This is a genomic window from Paenibacillus aestuarii, from assembly GCF_027789125.1.
In the GTDB taxonomy this organism is placed as follows: domain Bacteria; phylum Bacillota; class Bacilli; order Paenibacillales; family NBRC-103111; genus Paenibacillus_E; species Paenibacillus_E aestuarii.
This window is the reverse complement of record NZ_JAQFVF010000061.1, coordinates 101,301-117,624: the sequence shown is the minus strand read 5'-3', so window position 1 is coordinate 117,624 and position 16,324 is coordinate 101,301. Positions and strand designations below refer to the sequence as shown.

Here is a 16,324-nt window from a genome sequence, read left to right as displayed (position 1 = left end):
CTTGTTCCTCCTTAATCGAAGTACATGTGAATACTCTTTTTCAAATATTTTACATTTAATTCCATCTTCAACTGTGTTTCCTGCGCTTCATACAGATCGACCAGCTTGAAGCGTATCCGACTGCCAATTGTCGCTTGAGCCAGCAGCGGCAGATCCGCCGAAATGACTTGCGCCACCTTCGGATAGCCGCCTGTCGTCTGCCGGTCCGCCATCAAAACAATCGGATTGCCATCCGGCGGCACCTGCATCGTGCCGAACGTCACCGGCTCTGACAGCATTTCTTTACGCTCGATCATCTCTAACGTCTTGCCCGTGAGCCTGTACCCCATCCGGTCCGACTGGGGCTGCACGACAAATTCTTCCGTAAACAGAGCTTCCAGACTCGCCGGTTCAAACAAGGAATACTGCACGCCGGCAATCACACGAATCTCCGGATTCGCCGCATAGGCAGGCAAGAGTTCGTAGGATACACGCCATGATATCGTGCCGAACGACGCATCCGCATCCATCTGGCTTCTAAGCCGCTGCTGGATGTTCTCACCCAGCGCGCTTGCCGGCTTCACTTGAAGCTGGTCGCTCGCCTTTAACGCTCTTCCCTCGAAGCCGCCCAGCCCCGCGCGGAGGTAAGTGGAATAGCTATCCATCTGCCGGGGGACGTCAAAACCGCCCGAAACCGCGAGATAGCTTCGGCAGCCTTCACGGGAAGACCCGAATTGCAGTGTCGTTCCCGGCTTTATATAGACGGGCCTCCATAACGGCACGGGCACCCCGTCGATGCGGGGCTGCAGATCCGACCCGCAAATGGCAATCAGCGCAGCCTCAGCGAAGTAGAGGACCGGCCCGATCACGGTCATCTCTATCGTGGCTTCGTCTTCCTCATTGCCGACGAGCCAATTGGCTGTATGATGAGCAAATCGATCCATTGCACCACTGACAATGACGCCATATTTCTGGTAGCCATAACGACCCGCATCCTGCAGCGTGGACAGCAGGCCTGGTTTATGCACATGAATGCTCATCCGGTTACTCCTTCCATTGATCGTACTCTCGGCGGGTGATGGGATAGAATCGGATCCGGTTACCCGCTTCCAACAATGTGGGAGGCTGCTGCTTGGGCAAAAACAAAGATAGCGGCGTTCTGCCGATTAACTGCCAGCCGCCTGGCGTTTCAATCGGGTACACGCCCGTTTGTTCACCGGCAATCCCCACTGTCCCGGCTGGAATCGCCAAACGCGGGGTCATCTTGCGCGGTGCCGCAATCCGCTTATCCATCCCGCCTAAATAAGGAAAGCCCGGAGCAAAACCAAGCATATACACGAGATACTCGCCACTGGCATGAATCTCAATCACTTCATCTTCGCTTAGGCCGTTGAGGCTGGCGACATACGCCAAATCGACCCCAAACTCGCCGCCGTAGCAGACGGGAATCTCGACAATGCGAGGCGTGGCTGCTGCCGCTTCGCGGATCGACGCGAGAATCTGTCTAAGCTGCTGTTCCACATAATCGTATGGATAGCGAAACTCTCCGGCATGCGGCTTTTTATTTTCACTCATAAAAATTTGAACTGGATCATACACGACCGTCACCGAGGTAAAAGCCGGAATGTATTCGATCATTCCCACAAACGGATGCTGCTCCAAATAATCAGCGACCATGCGCACTTTCGTATTCGTATCCAAGTCGGCCTGCTCGCCAAGCCTGACGATAATGGCACTATCCCCCAATGGAGACATTTCCACATCTCGCAGCATACTTTTACCCCTTTCCTATGAAGCTTGCACAAAAAGAAATAGGCTAGCCCCAAGCTGGCCTAGACAAGAGCGGGAACTTCCTCCTTGCCCAGTCATCCTCTCGGAGCTGCAGCCCAGAACACCTTAAGGTCATTCTCCTCCAAAGTGTAAGCAATCTTTAGGCTTTGGTAAAGCCAGCTTCTTCGTTCTCCACATCTTGACCGACCGGCTCCCATTTGATCAGCAGTGTAGCTACCAAACCAAGAAAAGGAACGATCGCCAGCAAAAGCAGCGTATTGTACAGACCAACCGCAGCCAGTACGACTGGGAAAAGGAAAAATCCTAATACACTGCCAACACGTGTAATACCTTGTCCAAAGCCTGTGCCCAATCCGCGCAGTTCTGTCGGATAAGACAGCGTAGCCATCGTCATCCCTTGGGAACCTGGACCGAAGGCATGACCAAAAATAAATGCAGCCAGCAAGACAGCAGATATGCCGATGTAGGAGTTGCCCACAGTACCCATGCAGATCAGCCCAAGCGTAGCAACGACGTACCCGATGATCGACAATTTGCGCACGCCCCAGCGGGTATTGAGCGACGAACCGACGAAGCCGCCGAGCGCGCCGAACAAGTTAAATACGATCGTTCCCGTAATGGCATAGATAACGCCTTTTCCAAACAAAATCGTCGAAATCGTCGGGATATAGAAGCCTACAGCAAAATACTCCATACTTTGGGTGAATGTGATGATAGAAGCAAGTACCGTTCTCAATTTGTATTTGCCTTGAAAAATCGCTTTGTAGGATAGCTTCTCCTTGCTGACCTGTGCAGCGCTCGTTTTAACAGCAGCCTGTGGTTGTACGTTCACTTCAATGTTGTACGTTTGACGGATGACCTTCGCGCTTTCTTCCAGAGTCAAATGCTGAGCCGCCCAGAGCGGACTTTCGTTCATATAAAAATAACGCAAGAACAATACGATAAGTGCAAAAACACCGCCAAGACCTACAGACCAGCGCCAAATATATTCATGTTGGTTTAAAAAGTAAAACGGCAGCGCAATCAAGCCGGTCACCGATGCGGCGCTAAACCAGAGCGGGCACCACAGCGTGACATTAGCGCCTTTTTTCCGCATATTGCTGTACTCGGCAATAAAGCTCAAGGCAACCGGAATGTCGAGGCCTACCCCGATGCCCATCAGTAAACGGAAGAACACAAGCGTCGCAAAATTTGGGGAAAGCGCTGCACCGAACGCTGCGAAAACCATTAGAAACAAATCGATCAGAAACATTTTGTTACGGCCGAATTTATCGGTGTAATAACCGCCGAAGATCGCTCCCAGCAAGGAACCGACAGCCATAATCGCCGTTAGGCTTCCCAGTTGCACAGCCGACAGTCCGAACTGCTGCTGAAGTTGGGCCGTGCCAATTCCAATGCTCGTAAAATCATACGCATCGACGAAAACGCCTGCGAGCGCGAGCAAAATAATTTTCAGTCCCGGCCGACTGACCGGATTGGCATTGATGAAGTTGACGATATCGCGTCTGCTTCTCACTTCTAATTGCGCCTGCATAGTTCCCATTGCCCCTCTCTTCTTTAGTTCCGAATACCGGAACGGCAATTCCGAATTTTAATTCATATATATACGATCATTATAGTCGGTATTTACCGAAAAGCAAGAGAAAATTTCGAGCGATTTACTAGGAATTAAGGCGATCTGAATGGAGTTCATCTACCATTCGATGTATACTGGATAAATATAGTTAAAAGCTCGGATTTTTAGAGGCTACAAACCGCTTATCGGCATCTGAACACAGGGGGAACATCGTGCAAAATAAAAACAAAACCGTTATTAAATCTATGGATTTGCTTAATCTTTTTTTGACCCACCATAAATTGAGCATGAACGACATGGTGCAGCTTTCCGGCATGCCAAAGACATCTGTCCATCGCATGATCGGCTCACTATCCGATATGGGCTTTTTGCATAAAAATAAAGATGGCTACTATTCGCTTGGCCTGCTATTTCTGCAATTCGGCAACTTGGTGGCGGAGCGCCTGGATATTCGGCATATCGCCTTAGCCATCATGGAGAAGCTGCGCGACGATATCGGTTTTGCCGTTCATCTCGTGCTGCGGGACGGGGAAGCATCCATCTATATTGAAAAGCTGGATACCCATCATCCTGTGCGACTGTTCACCAAGATCGGCAAAAAAGCGCCGCTTTACGCAGGAGCTTCCTCGCGCACGATTCTTGCTTTTATGCCGGATTCGGAAACCGAGGCTTATTTGGCAGAGGTTGAACTAGAGCCCATCGGATCGGGGACGATTCTAGGCAAAGATGAGCTTCGCGCCCTGCTAGCCCAAACGAGGCAGACGGGGTACAGCTTCAGCCGCTCGGAATTGGAGGATTACACGGCGGAGCTGAGCGCGCCGATCTTCGATCATTCCGGCCAAATCATTGCCGCGCTCAGTATCGCCGGGCTTGAGGTGCAGTTCGGCGAGGAGCACATCCCCGATCTGATCCAGAAAGTGCGCAGCGCAGCAGCGGAGATTTCGCTGAAGCTGGGGTATGGCGGGTCGCGGGTGTGAAAGAAAAGGCTAAGCACGATTTATTGTGCTTAGTAAAAAAAAAGGAACCCAGCCAACGAGACGTAGGTTTCGAGATTTCGGTAATTTTTTAAGGATTGAGAGATAAGGAAAACCAAGGCGCAAAGCCTTGCGTGACAAGGGTTTGCGTGTGCTACTGAAAATGGAGGAATTTTGCGCCGCGGTCCGCTCCGGACACAATGATCGTGTACGGTTGATATTGTAAAAAGAAATCCAGGCCGTCACGGAGTAGGAGATAGTCACGACTGCCCGTAACAATTAAACGAAATAGCTGCGCATCATCTGGAATTTCTCAAACGTGGCTAGAAGTATAGGAGGGGCAAATGAAAAAGAACAACAATCGATTCTTCTTTCGGTTACTCTCGTTTTTTAATCCGAAAATTAATCCTTTAAACATCGTGCTATTGGCTTTTGCAGTTGTTATATTGGCTTTTTTTATTGGCTTTTACGGGATGAATGCTTCTTAACAATGTGTAAAATGAACCTTGGTGTCAGCCAGAACTATTGCGAACACCATGTGAACATTCAGTAAAATCGTCAATTGGAAATTATCTAGGGTTCATTTACCCTAGGTTTTCCACTATGTATTATATATAGTGGCATTTTTAATCAAGCTTCATGAATCAAGTAATCATGACATCCCTCATCTTTTGGATAACCAAAAATTCATTCCAAAAAACCAAATCATTTCAAATTCCCTTATACTCCCTTTTATATATACACCTATCCCCGTATACCTTTACCGTATAAGGGCTATTCGCGCTGCATAAAAAAAAGGAACCCGGCCAACGGGGCCAGGTTCTAAAGTTTATATATTAAAAAGGGGGTCTTGCTTATTATATTACCTCCCCAACATTATGAAACCATAACAGAAATATTTCAATTGTGTAACAATTATGAAAGCGCCACCACATTTAGGCAGTTTTTTCATTTTCCTGTTGCACCTTTTCGAACTTTGGCATATACTGATCTCAGTTAATTAGAATTATTCTAAATAAGAGAATCATAATCATTCTCAATTAGCATGCATTGAACTCGCCAAAGGAGGACTACACATGGCCATGGAATACGATTACCACCATCTACACCACGTCAAAGAACAAAGCAAATCGCGGAGAACATTATGGGTGACCCTCATTCTGACCGCTTTTTTCACCGCTGTAGAAATCATTGGAGGCCTGCTGTCCAACTCTCTTGCGCTGCTTTCGGACTCCGCCCATATGATCTCGGACGTGATCGCGCTAGCGTTAAGCATGATCGCCCTGAACCTCGCAACCCGGCAGCCAAATGCCAGGTTCACGTTTGGGTTCCTGCGCTTTGAAATCATCGCATCATTTCTTAACGGCTTAGCGCTCTGCGTCATTGCGGTCGGCATTTTCATCGAGGGCATCCAGCGGATCATCCATCCGCAGCCCATTCAGCTCGGCCTTATGCTGGGCATCGCGTCAATCGGCTTCATCGTCAATCTCGTGCTCACCTTGGTGCTGCACAACAGCGTGAAGGAAGAAGAGAATCTGAATGTCAAAAGCGCGCTCTGGCACTTCTTCGGTGACCTGCTCAGCTCAGCCGGGGTCATCATTTCATCCATTATCATATATTTCACTGGCTTGCTCTGGTTCGACCCATTGATCAGTATGGTCATTGGCGGCATTATTTTCACAGGCGGCAGCAAAATCATTCGTGAATCGTACCTGATTCTGATGGAATCCGTACCGAGTCACTTCGACCTCGATGAGATCCGCAGCACAATCCGGCATGTCGAAGGGGTCGAGGATGTGCACGAGATGCATCTATGGGCGGTGTCTACGGATCATTACTCGCTCACCGCGCACGTCTTTATCGATCCGAACATCCAGCCGTTCTGCGTCATTCTTGCCATCAATGAAACGTTAAAAAGCAAATATGGCATCGCTCACGCCACGATCCAAATCGAGAACGCCAACATTAACCCGCATGGTGAATATGGTAAAGAGTTTCTCAAGCATCAAGAAGAACTCAAACGCCGGGAGCGCCTCGTATAAAACAACAAAAACCGTTACAAGCTATCATCAGCTTGTAACGGTTTTTTGTGCTGTCGATTGTCGCGCAACCATCTGCATATCGATCAGCAATTCCCGCCCATCGGCGCGGGGCCTATGCGTATCAAGCAGCCGTTCGCTTTCCTCATCCAACGTTTCGCCGATTTGCTTCATCAGGAAGGCAGCCACCAGACTGGCCTGCAGTTCCACAGGCATATCGAAGCTCGTAATGGAAGGAAAACTGGCGTTCGCATAAAATTCATTATCCATACCGATGAGCTGAATCTCCTCAGGCACCCGGATTTGGCGGGCGTGGCATAACGCCAACAGTTCCAAAGCCAGCGCATCATTGAAGGTATAGATGCCCAGAGGCTTCTGCCCGCCGCTTAGGCGCAGCGCCTCATCCAGCGTACCTTCGATGCCAAGCTCGCCGGCGTCCAGCACCGCGTGAGGCGTATCTGCGGTGAAGTCGCGGATGCCTGCGCGGAAGCCTTGAATGCGCTGCTCATTGGCGCCCAGCCCTTTGCGCCGGCCTGCATAGATAATCGCCTTGCAGCCATTGGCCTGAAATTGCCGCACCGCTTCGTACGAAGCTTTGGCGAAATCCAGGTTGATCGCCAGCTTCACAATTTCCTCCGGCCAGCCCCAGCCGTTAAAGATCACAAGCGGCGTCCCTTCGCCGACGATGTGCTGCGTCGACTCCATGCTCATCGCCAAGCCGTGGCATACCAGCCCGTCCACCCGGCGCTGCAGCAGCGACTCCAGATGACGCCGCTCAATCTCCGGATTCATGCCTCCCGCCGAAAAAATAGATAAGTGATAGCCGAAGCGGTGCACCTTCTGCTCCAGCATCTCGGCAAACCGCCCGTAATAGCCGCCAAAATGCGGAATGATCAGCCCGAGCTCATAAGAACGCCGGCGGCTTAAGTTCGTCGCCATCACATTGCGGCGATAGCCCAGCCTGCCCACGGCCTCCTCCACTTTGCGGATCGTCTCCGGCGCCATCGGCACCTTGCGGCGATTGATCACATTGGAGACCGTCGCAATGGAAACACCGGCTTCTTGGGCCACGTCGATGATCGTGGGCTGTTTATAATTATTCATCCATAATCCCTCATTATCTTGTTGAAGCGCTTCATTTATTGTATCGGTTGCCAATAGCCTCCGTCAAATCGCAGGGAAGAAAAAAGCCCAATCTCCATTAAGGAGACCGGGCTTTTCAATGTTACACGCCTAACCACTTTTTGAACAAGTGCTTTGTTGTGTCTGCGTTCAATGCTGCGATGGAAGTCGTCAGCGGAATGCCTTTCGGGCAGGAGCGTACGCAGTTCTGCGAGTTACCGCAGCCTTCGATACCGCCATCTGTCATTAGCGCTTCCAGACGCTCTTCTTTGTTCATCTCACCTGTTGGGTGAGCATTGAACAGACGAACTTGCGAAATCGCAGAAGGACCGATGAACGAGTTCTTATCGTTCACGTTCGGGCAAGCTTCCAAGCAGACGCCGCATGTCATACATTTGGACAATTCATATGCCCATTGACGCTTGGACTCAGCCATACGCGGTCCAGGACCGAGATCGTACGTACCGTCGATCGGAACCCACGCTTTAACTTTCTTCAAAGCGTTGAACATGCGTCCGCGGTCGATAACAAGGTCACGCATAACAGGGAACGTGTTCATCGGCGCGATGCGGACAGGCTGTTCCAGCTTGTCGATCAGCGCGGAGCACGCTTGACGCGGTTTGCCGTTGATCACCATGGAGCAGGCGCCGCAAACTTCTTCCAGACAGTTGGATTCCCAACATACTGGCGTTGTTTTATCACCTTTGGAGTTCTTCGGATTCCGTTGAACCTCCATCAGACCACTAATCACGTTCATATTAGGACGGTAAGGAACTTCAAACTCTTCGGTGTAAGGTTGGGAATCTGGGCTCTCTTGACGAGTGATAATAAACTTCACTGTTTTTTGTGCAGTTTGTGTATCAGCCATGATTAGTTTCCTCCCTTCTTCTTATCCGTGGAGTAGTCACGTTTACGTGGCTTAATCAAGGATACGTCGATATCTTCATAGCTGATTTTCGGGCCGTCCGGCGTCCAGTCAGCGATGGTTGTCTTCATGAAGTTATCATCATCACGTTCAGGGAATTCTGGCTTGTAGTGCGCGCCGCGGCTCTCGTTACGCATAAGAGCGCCAACCGTCATCGCTTCAGCAAGCTCGAACATGTTCCACAGTTGACGCGTGAATGCGACACCTTGGTTGTTCCAACGGGCTGTGTCTGTGATGTTGATGTTTTTGTAGCGTTCTTTCATATCTTTAATACGATTGATCGTATTTTCCAAACGGTCATTATAACGAACAACCGTCATGTTAGCATTCATCATATCGCCGAGCTCTTTATGCAGCACGTACGCGTTCTCTGTACCGCTGTTCATTTTGAGCAGGGACTCGTAACGGTCTTGATGACGTTTCTTCTCGCGATCGTAGACGATCGAGGAAGTGTCGTCCGCATGCTTCGACAAGCCGCGAATGTATTCAACCGCTTTAGGACCGGAAACCATACCGTCGAAAATCGCGGATACGAGCGAGTTTGCACCCAGACGGTTAGCGCCATGATGCTGATATTCGCACTCACCGGCAGCGAACAAGCCCGGAACGTTCGTCATCATGTTGTAGTCAACCCACATGCCGCCCATGGAGTAGTGAACCGCTGGGAAAATACGCATAGGAATTTTGCGCGGGTCATCGCCCATGAACTTCTCGTAGATTTCCATGATACCGCCGAGCTTCACGTCAAGCTCTTTCGGATCTTTGTGGGAAAGATCCAGGTAAACCATGTTTTCGCCGTTGATGCCGAGCTTCTGGTCTACGCAGACGGAGAAAATTTCACGTGTCGCAATGTCACGGGGAACCAGATTTCCGTAAGCTGGATATTTCTCTTCCAGGAAGTACCAAGGCTTACCGTCTTTGTACGTCCAGATTCGACCGCCTTCACCACGCGCAGACTCGGACATCAAGCGAAGCTTGTCATCGCCAGGAATCGCTGTCGGGTGAATTTGAATCATTTCGCCGTTCGCGTATTTCACGCCTTGTTGGTAAACCGCACTTGCCGCCGTACCCGTGTTGATAACGGAGTTCGTCGTTTTACCGAAAATGATACCAGGGCCGCCAGTCGCCAAAATAACAGCGTCAGCCGGGAACGTTTGAATCTCCATGCTGCGCAGATCTTGTGCGGCAATACCACGGCATACGCCATCGTCATCGATGACCGCACCCAGGAATTCCCAGTGCTCGAACTTCGTAACGAGACCTGCTGTTTCCCAACGGCGTACTTGCTCGTCGAGCGCGTACAGCAATTGTTGTCCGGTCGTCGCGCCTGCGAACGCCGTACGGTGATATTTCGTTCCGCCGAAACGACGGAAGTCAAGCAGACCCTCTGGCGTACGGTTGAACATAACGCCCATACGGTCCATCAAGTGGATGATACCAGGAGCTGCATCACACAGAGCTTTAACTGGCGGTTGGTTAGCCAGGAAGTCCCCGCCGTATACTGTATCGTCAAAGTGCTCCCAAGTGGAGTCGCCTTCACCCTTCGTATTTACCGCACCGTTGATGCCCCCTTGAGCACACACGGAGTGCGAACGCTTAACCGGAACCAAGGAGAACAATTGAACGTGTACTCCAGCTTCCGCCGCTTTGATTGTCGCCATGAGTCCCGCAAGGCCTCCGCCGACGACGATAATTTTTGAATTAGCCACTTTACTTCACCCTCCCTTAATGCCCGGCATGCGCTTCAACAGGAAGCTGCTGGAATTCTGATCCTGTAAATGCGGTCAAAGACATAATGAACATAACCGCCATTACAACGAAAAGCGCCATCCATACAAACGAAGAAATACGCTGTGCGCGAGGGCCCACCGTGATTCCCCAGCTAACTAGGAAAGACCACATTCCGTTACAGAAATGGAACGCCGCAGATACAGTACCGATGACATACACCGTGAACAACACAGGGTTCGTCGCGATGTCATGCATCGTCATACCGAGCGCTTCGTGCTCCACATTCCCAATCGCCACTTGAAAGCGCGTCTCAAAGAAGTGCCACGCGACAAAAAGGAACGTAATGACGCCTGTTACACGCTGCAGCAAAAACATTTGGTTACGGAAGTAACCGAATCTGCTGACATTGTTGCGCGCTTGATAGGCGACGTACAGGCCATAAACCGCATGATAAAGAAGCGGAAGCCAGATCCCGAAGATTTCGAGAAACAAAACCAATGGCAGTCCGTTCAGCCAATTAATCTGATCCACAAAAGCGCCATGCCCTTTTGTAGCCTCATAGTTCGTGATCAGATGCTCGATGAGAAAGAAACCCACTGGAATTACGCCAAGCAAAGAGTGGATCTTTCGAAAGTAATACGAATTACCCGTCATTGAACCAATTCCCCCCCTAAATGATAACTTCCGGCATTTTCGGACAGACAAGCCCATACTATTGTACTCTCGCCGCAAACGAGCGTCAACCCAGATTCATCCACAACTATTGTGTCAAAATAAACTGTTGTCTATGCAGTTCTTAACAAATAATGTGAACCGGCAATATTGACAATACATCAACAAGCGGCGGTTTTTTGTGAACAAGAGATGACATATACATCGTACCTCTTCATCGCTTATAATGGAAGTGCTGATTTTTTATAAACGCTTATAACAATTTTGCATATAGATAAGAACGGAGTGAATGCAATATGGAACTTCTGGATATCTTCGCGGTCGTCGTCGAGCAAAAGAGTTTGAATAAAGCTTCCGAATTGCTTAATCTGTCACAACCGGCGCTTTCCCGGAAGATCATGAAGCTGGAAGAAGAGCTTGGCGCGCTCCTCTTTACCCGCAAAGGAAAGCGGCTTGAATTAACGAAGGTCGGCCAGCTTTGTTATGACCACGCTTTGGAGCTGCGCCATCTGGAACGCAAATTCCAGCAGGCGATTCAAATTTACAAATCAGCCGGTCAACAGGCCTCCATCACGATCGGCGCCAGCTTAACCACCTTGCAAGCAACGCTGCCGGACTTGATCACCGACTATCTGCATGACCATCCGATGACCGAAATCAAGCTGCTGACCGGTAAAACCCATGAAGTCGTCACGATGGTCAAAGAGAAGAAAGTCGACATCGGCCTCGTAGCCTCGCAGATCAACGCTGCTGGCCTGCATTGCGAACACCTGTTCGACGACCATCTCTGCCTCGTGCTGCCGCTCGGCCATCCTTATATCGACCGGCCGCGCCTGGCGATTCACGATTTAAACGAACTGCCGATGATCTTATTTTCCAAAGGCACCTGGTATCGCGTTTTGATGGATGAACTGTTCCATCGGTATTCGATTTTTCCGAACGTGCAGATGGAGATCGACTCGTTTGAAGCGATTTTGCGCCTCGTCTCCACCTGTAAAACGGCAACGCTGCTGCCCAAATCCTATTTGCGCGAAGATCTGATCGGCAATAACGAACTGATTCTTCGCGATCTAGCCGAGCTGCAGCAGACGAAGCGCACCACCTCGATTATTTACGCGGAGAGCACTTCGGATAATCCGGCCGCCGTGAAGTTCATCTCGCAAGCGACAGCCTACTTCGCCGATCATGAATGACAAACAAGCCTCTATGCGCAGATTTCTCTCGTAAGAGACTGCTTATAGAGGCTTGTTTTGTCGGCATTATTGCACATATTTGTACCCGACACCCCAGACGGTGCGGATGCGCTTCGGTTCTTTCGGGTTCTCTTCGATTTTCTTGCGCAAATTGGCAATATGAACGTCGATCGCCCGATCTGTCACCAAGGAATCAATACCGCGCACGGTTTGCAGCAGATCTTCCCGGCTGAACACCCGTCCCGGGTATTTGATAAAACATTTCATAATTTCAAATTCGGAATACGTCGTTTCAATCAAATCGCCTTTGACCCAGATCGAGCGCGTATGATGATCCAGGCTGATTAAACTGGAGGATTCATCCATTTCCTGCGCAGGCTTTTTCGGCAATTTGGATAGAGCCTCCACAGGTTTGGCAGGAATGCTTGAAGGCACAGCTGACGAATGGTAATGCTTAGATCGCCGGATTAATGCCTGCACTCTGGCACTCATTTCGTGCATGCTGAAAGGCTTGCTCAAATAATCGTCGGCGCCCGCCGTTAAAGCATTGACCCGCTCAATCACTTTATTCTTCATCGACACAACCAAGATAGGGATGTTGGAGAGTTCCCTGATTTGCCCGCATAAGGCAAGTCCATCTATATCAGGTAGCATAAGATCCAGCAGGATAATATCAGGCTGAAACTCGCTCATTGCCTCAAGCCCCGCATGCCCCGTCTCATAACGGACTACATGGAATCCTTCTTCACCTAAATACATCGACACCATATCACCGATTACAGCATCGTCTTCGATCACTAATACTTTATACATGATGAGTCCACCTCATCTTTCGAAATCCCCTTGTTCGAGCAAATTGATATGCCTACTATACTATACGGCTGCCGCGACAAACAAGTTAAGCATACAGGAACCTGTTTCAATCCGCTGTGGCCTGCACTTTCAGCCCCAATTTTGTTGCGACCCATGCGGTCGTGCTGGCCTGAAACAGAATCGTAATCAACACTGCCATGAAAGTGACGCTTGCAATCAACTCGCTGTGCTGAAGGCCTAGTCCTGCAACCATGCCGCATAGCGCCGCGGGAATTACCCCCGTTTCCCGCACCCAGAACATGAACAAGATTTCATTCCATTGCCATCCCGCTTTCCGGTCAGGAAGCGCACAGAGCAATACTGTCAAAGGACGGGCGATAAACATGAAGACAACAATAATACCGAGGCTTGCCCAAAAATGCTCGAAGATCACGGCAAAGTTAACCTGACTGCCGAGCAGGATGAAGATGAGCATGCGCATGATGACCGTTATGTTTTCCGAAAAATGCTCCATTTCATGCTGTTTATCATTCATCTCCAGCTTAAACGTCCCGGCATTGCCCCAGATGAGCCCGGCCGTGAACGTTGCCATAAACCCGCTGACCCCAAGCTTTTCACCTAACATATAAGCGCCAAGCGAGGTGACAACCATGGCAATCGTTGCATAGTCCCGGAGAAATCCGAGCTTCAGATGAGCCGTCAAATAGGTCACCAGATAGCCAAATACACCGCCAAGCAGTAAGCCGCCGACCGCTGTTTTCACGAATGCGCCGGCACCTGAGGCTAGCGACACTTCTTGGGTGCCGAGGATAATCGCAATCAGGGAAAATGTCAGGATTGAGCCTGTCGCATCATTGAAAGCCGACTCGCTCTCCACCGTTTCCCGCACTTTAGCGCGAATCCGCACTTGCTTAAACACCGGAATCAGCGTTGCTGGGTCCGTCGAACTGATGATCGCTCCCAGCAATAGCGCGTAGAGCCATGGCAGATCCAGCAGCAGGTGCGCCGTGAGAGCTACCGCCCCACACGTCACAATGACGCCCGGCACGCTGAGCAAGCTGACAGTCAGCCACACCTGGCGCAGCCCTGCAAGCCTTATATTTCGCCCGCCATCAAACAAAATAAGCGTCGAGCCGATGACCAATATAAACTGATTTGTGAAAGAAGTGCTCGGCTCGTCAATCCAGTGTAGCCCTTGCCCAATCAACATGCCGGCAATAAGAAACATCGCCACGTCCGGCAGCTTCAAAAAATGCGCCGCTTTTCCGAACAGCATCCCCAAACCAAAGATTAAAATGAGCAAAATAATAACATGATCGATAAGAATCGAGGTCGCGTTCTCCACTATCTGATAACTTCGCTTTCGAATTCTTCGATTTGCGCATTCGTGCCGATAATCACCATGACATCCTTTTCATGGATAACATCTGTGCTGGCTGGGGCAATGATGACACCGTCCTGTTTATGAATCGCCACGATACTGCAGCCGTACTTCGCCCGCGGATCCAGCTCCTTCAAGGACTTGCCGCTAAGCGCTTGGGGTACGGAGAGCTCAGCTATCGTATACTCTTTGGAAATCTCAATATAATCCAGCAGGTTCGGCGATACCAGTTGATGCGCCACCCGCACGCCCATATCCCGCTCCGGATAAACGACGCGGTCGACGCCAATCTTATCCAGCACTTTGCCGTGAAGCTCGGATAACGCTTTGGCCACAACGGTTTTGACGCCCATGTCCTTCAGCACAAGAGCAACCATAATACTGGACTGAATATCGTCACCAATCGCGACGATCGCACAGTCAAAATTGCGGAGGCCGAGCGATTTTAATACCTCTTCGTCCGTCGCATCGGCAACAACCGCATGGGTCAAATCATCGCTGAGTTCATCCACAGCTTCCTCATCAATATCAATCCCCAGCACTTCGTTTCCCAGATTCACGAGTTCTTTCGCTATGCTGGACCCGAAACGTCCCAAACCAATAACTGCATACTGTTTACCCATTCCTCTGACTCCTAACCAATGGTGATTTTACCCTCTGGGTATCTGAAAAGTTCTTTCTCCTGCTTCGGCTGCAGTGCATAAGCGAGTGTAATTGGCCCTAACCGCCCTGCGAACATCGTTAGGCTGAGCATGATTTTCCCAAACGTCGTCAAATCCGGCGTGAGCCCCATCGTCAACCCGACCGTCCCGAATGCTGACGTCACTTCAAACAATATCTTCAGGAAATGCGCGTCTTCCGTCGTCGACAGCAGCATCGAGACGAAGATCACCAGGAATAAAGCGAACATAGACAGCGTAATCGCTTTGAGAATGCGGTCTTTGGCTAAGCGGAAGCGGAAAATGACGATATCTTCCTTGCCTCGCAGCATGGTCAAGATCGCGCTGATCAAGATCGTGAACGTCGTCGTCTTAATCCCGCCTCCCGTTGATCCCGGCGAAGCCCCGATGAACATGAGCAGCACGATGAAAAATTGCGACGCTTGACGCATCGATCCAATATCGATCGTATTCGGTCCGGCTGTTCGCGGAGCAACCGATTGGAAGAAAGAGGCAAGTATTTTGCCGCCCATATGCAGCTGGCCCAGCGTCTTCGTATTCGAATATTCAAAGATGAAGATCACGATGGCTCCAAACACAATCAGAAACCCGGTCATGCTGAGTACAACTTTTGTATGTAAGGATAACTTTCTCGTCCTCTTGTAATCCATGACGTCCGCCATGACGATAAAGCCGATTCCCCCTAGCACAATTAGCGCCATCGCCACAACGTTGACAACCAGATCATTGGCATAGCCGGTAAAAGAGACAAAAGGTGCATCGACCGTGCCGAACAAATCAAATCCGGCATTATTAAACATCGATACCGCATGCCAGATTCCAAAATATAATGCTTTGGAGAACTCCATGTCCAGCGACCAGCGAATCGTAAAAATGACTGCTGCTGCAGCTTCAATACTGAGAGAATAAATGATGACTTTGCGGATCAGCCGCACGATGCCTTCCATACTGCTTTGGTTCAATGCTTCCTGGAGAACAAGTCGTTCTTTCAAAGTAATCTTCTTGCGGAAAACAAAAGCAATCAATGTTGCCATCGTCATAAAGCCCAAGCCGCCAATCTGGATCAAGCTGACGATCACAATCTGCCCGAAAACCGTAAAGCTGCTGCCTGTGTCTACGACAATAAGACCTGTTACGCAAGTCGCCGAAGTTGCGGTGAACAGCGCGTCAATGAAGTGCAGCGACTGGCCTGATGCCGAAGCGATGGGAAGCGTTAACAAACCGGCGCCGGCCAAAATAATCAGGGCAAAACCCAGGACTAGAATTTGCGGCGGAGTCAACTGCCAGATGCTCAATTTCTTCTTCATATTGCCCCCTATACACGTGAAAAAGACACTGGAAACCCAATGCCTGTTCGATGTGTTCCTCGCTTAAAGCCTACGAGGGTTAGCTGTCCCCAACATATGGTTCCCCCGTTTTTACATGGAAATTCGGCTTTTCCCTGCAAT

At 50.0% G+C, this 16,324-nt stretch carries 14 protein-coding genes and 1 riboswitch; of the genes, 3 read left to right on the top strand and 11 right to left on the bottom strand.

The window, feature by feature from the left end; all coding sequences use genetic code 11:
* Nucleotides 1–11: 11 nt before the first annotated feature.
* From O9139_RS23025 to O9139_RS23015, 3 genes are all read right to left on the bottom strand, one after another.
* Nucleotides 12–1,019, bottom strand: a complete 1,008-nt coding sequence (locus O9139_RS23025) for a 5-oxoprolinase subunit C family protein (RefSeq protein ID WP_270884101.1) — start codon at nt 1,017–1,019, stop codon at nt 12–14.
* A 4-nt stretch (nt 1,020–1,023) separates the two neighbouring features.
* The gene (gene pxpB, locus O9139_RS23020) at nt 1,024–1,752 is read right to left on the bottom strand and encodes a 5-oxoprolinase subunit PxpB (RefSeq protein WP_270884100.1); all 729 of its coding nucleotides are present in this window, start codon (nt 1,750–1,752) and stop codon (nt 1,024–1,026) included.
* A gap of 157 nt (nt 1,753–1,909) precedes the next feature.
* Nucleotides 1,910–3,313: an MFS transporter gene (locus O9139_RS23015; protein WP_270884099.1), complete on the bottom strand. Its 1,404-nt coding sequence runs from the start codon at nt 3,311–3,313 to the stop codon at nt 1,910–1,912.
* A gap of 245 nt (nt 3,314–3,558) precedes the next feature.
* Between O9139_RS23015 and O9139_RS23010 the strand changes: the two genes are divergently transcribed.
* Together O9139_RS23010 and O9139_RS23005 are read left to right on the top strand one after the other, a co-directional pair.
* Nucleotides 3,559–4,323, top strand: a complete 765-nt coding sequence (locus O9139_RS23010) for an IclR family transcriptional regulator (protein WP_270884098.1) — start codon at nt 3,559–3,561, stop codon at nt 4,321–4,323.
* A 1,073-nt stretch (nt 4,324–5,396) separates the two neighbouring features.
* Complete coding sequence (locus O9139_RS23005) at nt 5,397–6,362, top strand: cation diffusion facilitator family transporter (protein WP_270884097.1); 966 nt, start codon at nt 5,397–5,399, stop codon at nt 6,360–6,362.
* A 27-nt stretch (nt 6,363–6,389) separates the two neighbouring features.
* Here O9139_RS23005 and O9139_RS23000 read toward each other — a convergent pair whose 3' ends face one another.
* The 4 genes from O9139_RS23000 to O9139_RS22985 form a co-directional block, all read right to left on the bottom strand.
* The gene (locus O9139_RS23000; RefSeq protein WP_270884096.1) at nt 6,390–7,463 is read right to left on the bottom strand and encodes a LacI family DNA-binding transcriptional regulator; all 1,074 of its coding nucleotides are present in this window, start codon (nt 7,461–7,463) and stop codon (nt 6,390–6,392) included.
* Between the two features lie 121 nt (nt 7,464–7,584).
* Nucleotides 7,585–8,349: a succinate dehydrogenase iron-sulfur subunit gene (gene sdhB / locus O9139_RS22995; RefSeq protein ID WP_270884095.1), complete on the bottom strand. Its 765-nt coding sequence runs from the start codon at nt 8,347–8,349 to the stop codon at nt 7,585–7,587.
* Between the two features lie 2 nt (nt 8,350–8,351).
* Complete coding sequence (gene sdhA / locus O9139_RS22990) at nt 8,352–10,115, bottom strand: succinate dehydrogenase flavoprotein subunit (protein WP_270884094.1); 1,764 nt, start codon at nt 10,113–10,115, stop codon at nt 8,352–8,354.
* A 16-nt stretch (nt 10,116–10,131) separates the two neighbouring features.
* On the bottom strand, nt 10,132–10,791 hold the full coding sequence (locus O9139_RS22985; protein WP_270884093.1) for a succinate dehydrogenase cytochrome b558 subunit: 660 nt from the start codon (nt 10,789–10,791) through the stop codon (nt 10,132–10,134).
* A 314-nt stretch (nt 10,792–11,105) separates the two neighbouring features.
* Here O9139_RS22985 and O9139_RS22980 point away from each other — a divergent pair, with 314 nt between their 5' ends.
* Nucleotides 11,106–12,002 (top strand): LysR family transcriptional regulator, encoded by an 897-nt coding sequence (locus O9139_RS22980; protein ID WP_270884092.1) that lies wholly within the window; start codon nt 11,106–11,108, stop codon nt 12,000–12,002.
* Nucleotides 12,003–12,068: 66 nt separating this feature from the next.
* On the opposite strand, the gene O9139_RS22975 is transcribed toward O9139_RS22980, so the two are convergent.
* From O9139_RS22975 to O9139_RS22960, 4 genes are all read right to left on the bottom strand, one after another.
* Nucleotides 12,069–12,815: a response regulator transcription factor gene (locus O9139_RS22975; RefSeq protein WP_270884091.1), complete on the bottom strand. Its 747-nt coding sequence runs from the start codon at nt 12,813–12,815 to the stop codon at nt 12,069–12,071.
* 106 nt (nt 12,816–12,921) lie between these two features.
* The gene (locus O9139_RS22970) at nt 12,922–14,160 is read right to left on the bottom strand and encodes a cation:proton antiporter (protein ID WP_270884090.1); all 1,239 of its coding nucleotides are present in this window, start codon (nt 14,158–14,160) and stop codon (nt 12,922–12,924) included.
* Nucleotides 14,160–14,819 carry a potassium channel family protein gene (locus O9139_RS22965; protein WP_270884089.1) on the bottom strand — a complete coding sequence of 220 codons (660 nt, stop codon included), beginning with the start codon at nt 14,817–14,819 and terminating at the stop codon, nt 14,160–14,162. The genes O9139_RS22970 and O9139_RS22965 overlap by 1 nt, the downstream gene beginning before the upstream one ends.
* Nucleotides 14,820–14,830: 11 nt before the next feature.
* Complete coding sequence (locus tag O9139_RS22960; RefSeq protein WP_270884088.1) at nt 14,831–16,183, bottom strand: TrkH family potassium uptake protein; 1,353 nt, start codon at nt 16,181–16,183, stop codon at nt 14,831–14,833.
* A 53-nt stretch (nt 16,184–16,236) separates the two neighbouring features.
* A riboswitch (cyclic di-AMP (ydaO/yuaA leader) is annotated at nt 16,237–16,322 on the bottom strand.
* Nucleotides 16,323–16,324 lie beyond the last annotated feature (2 nt).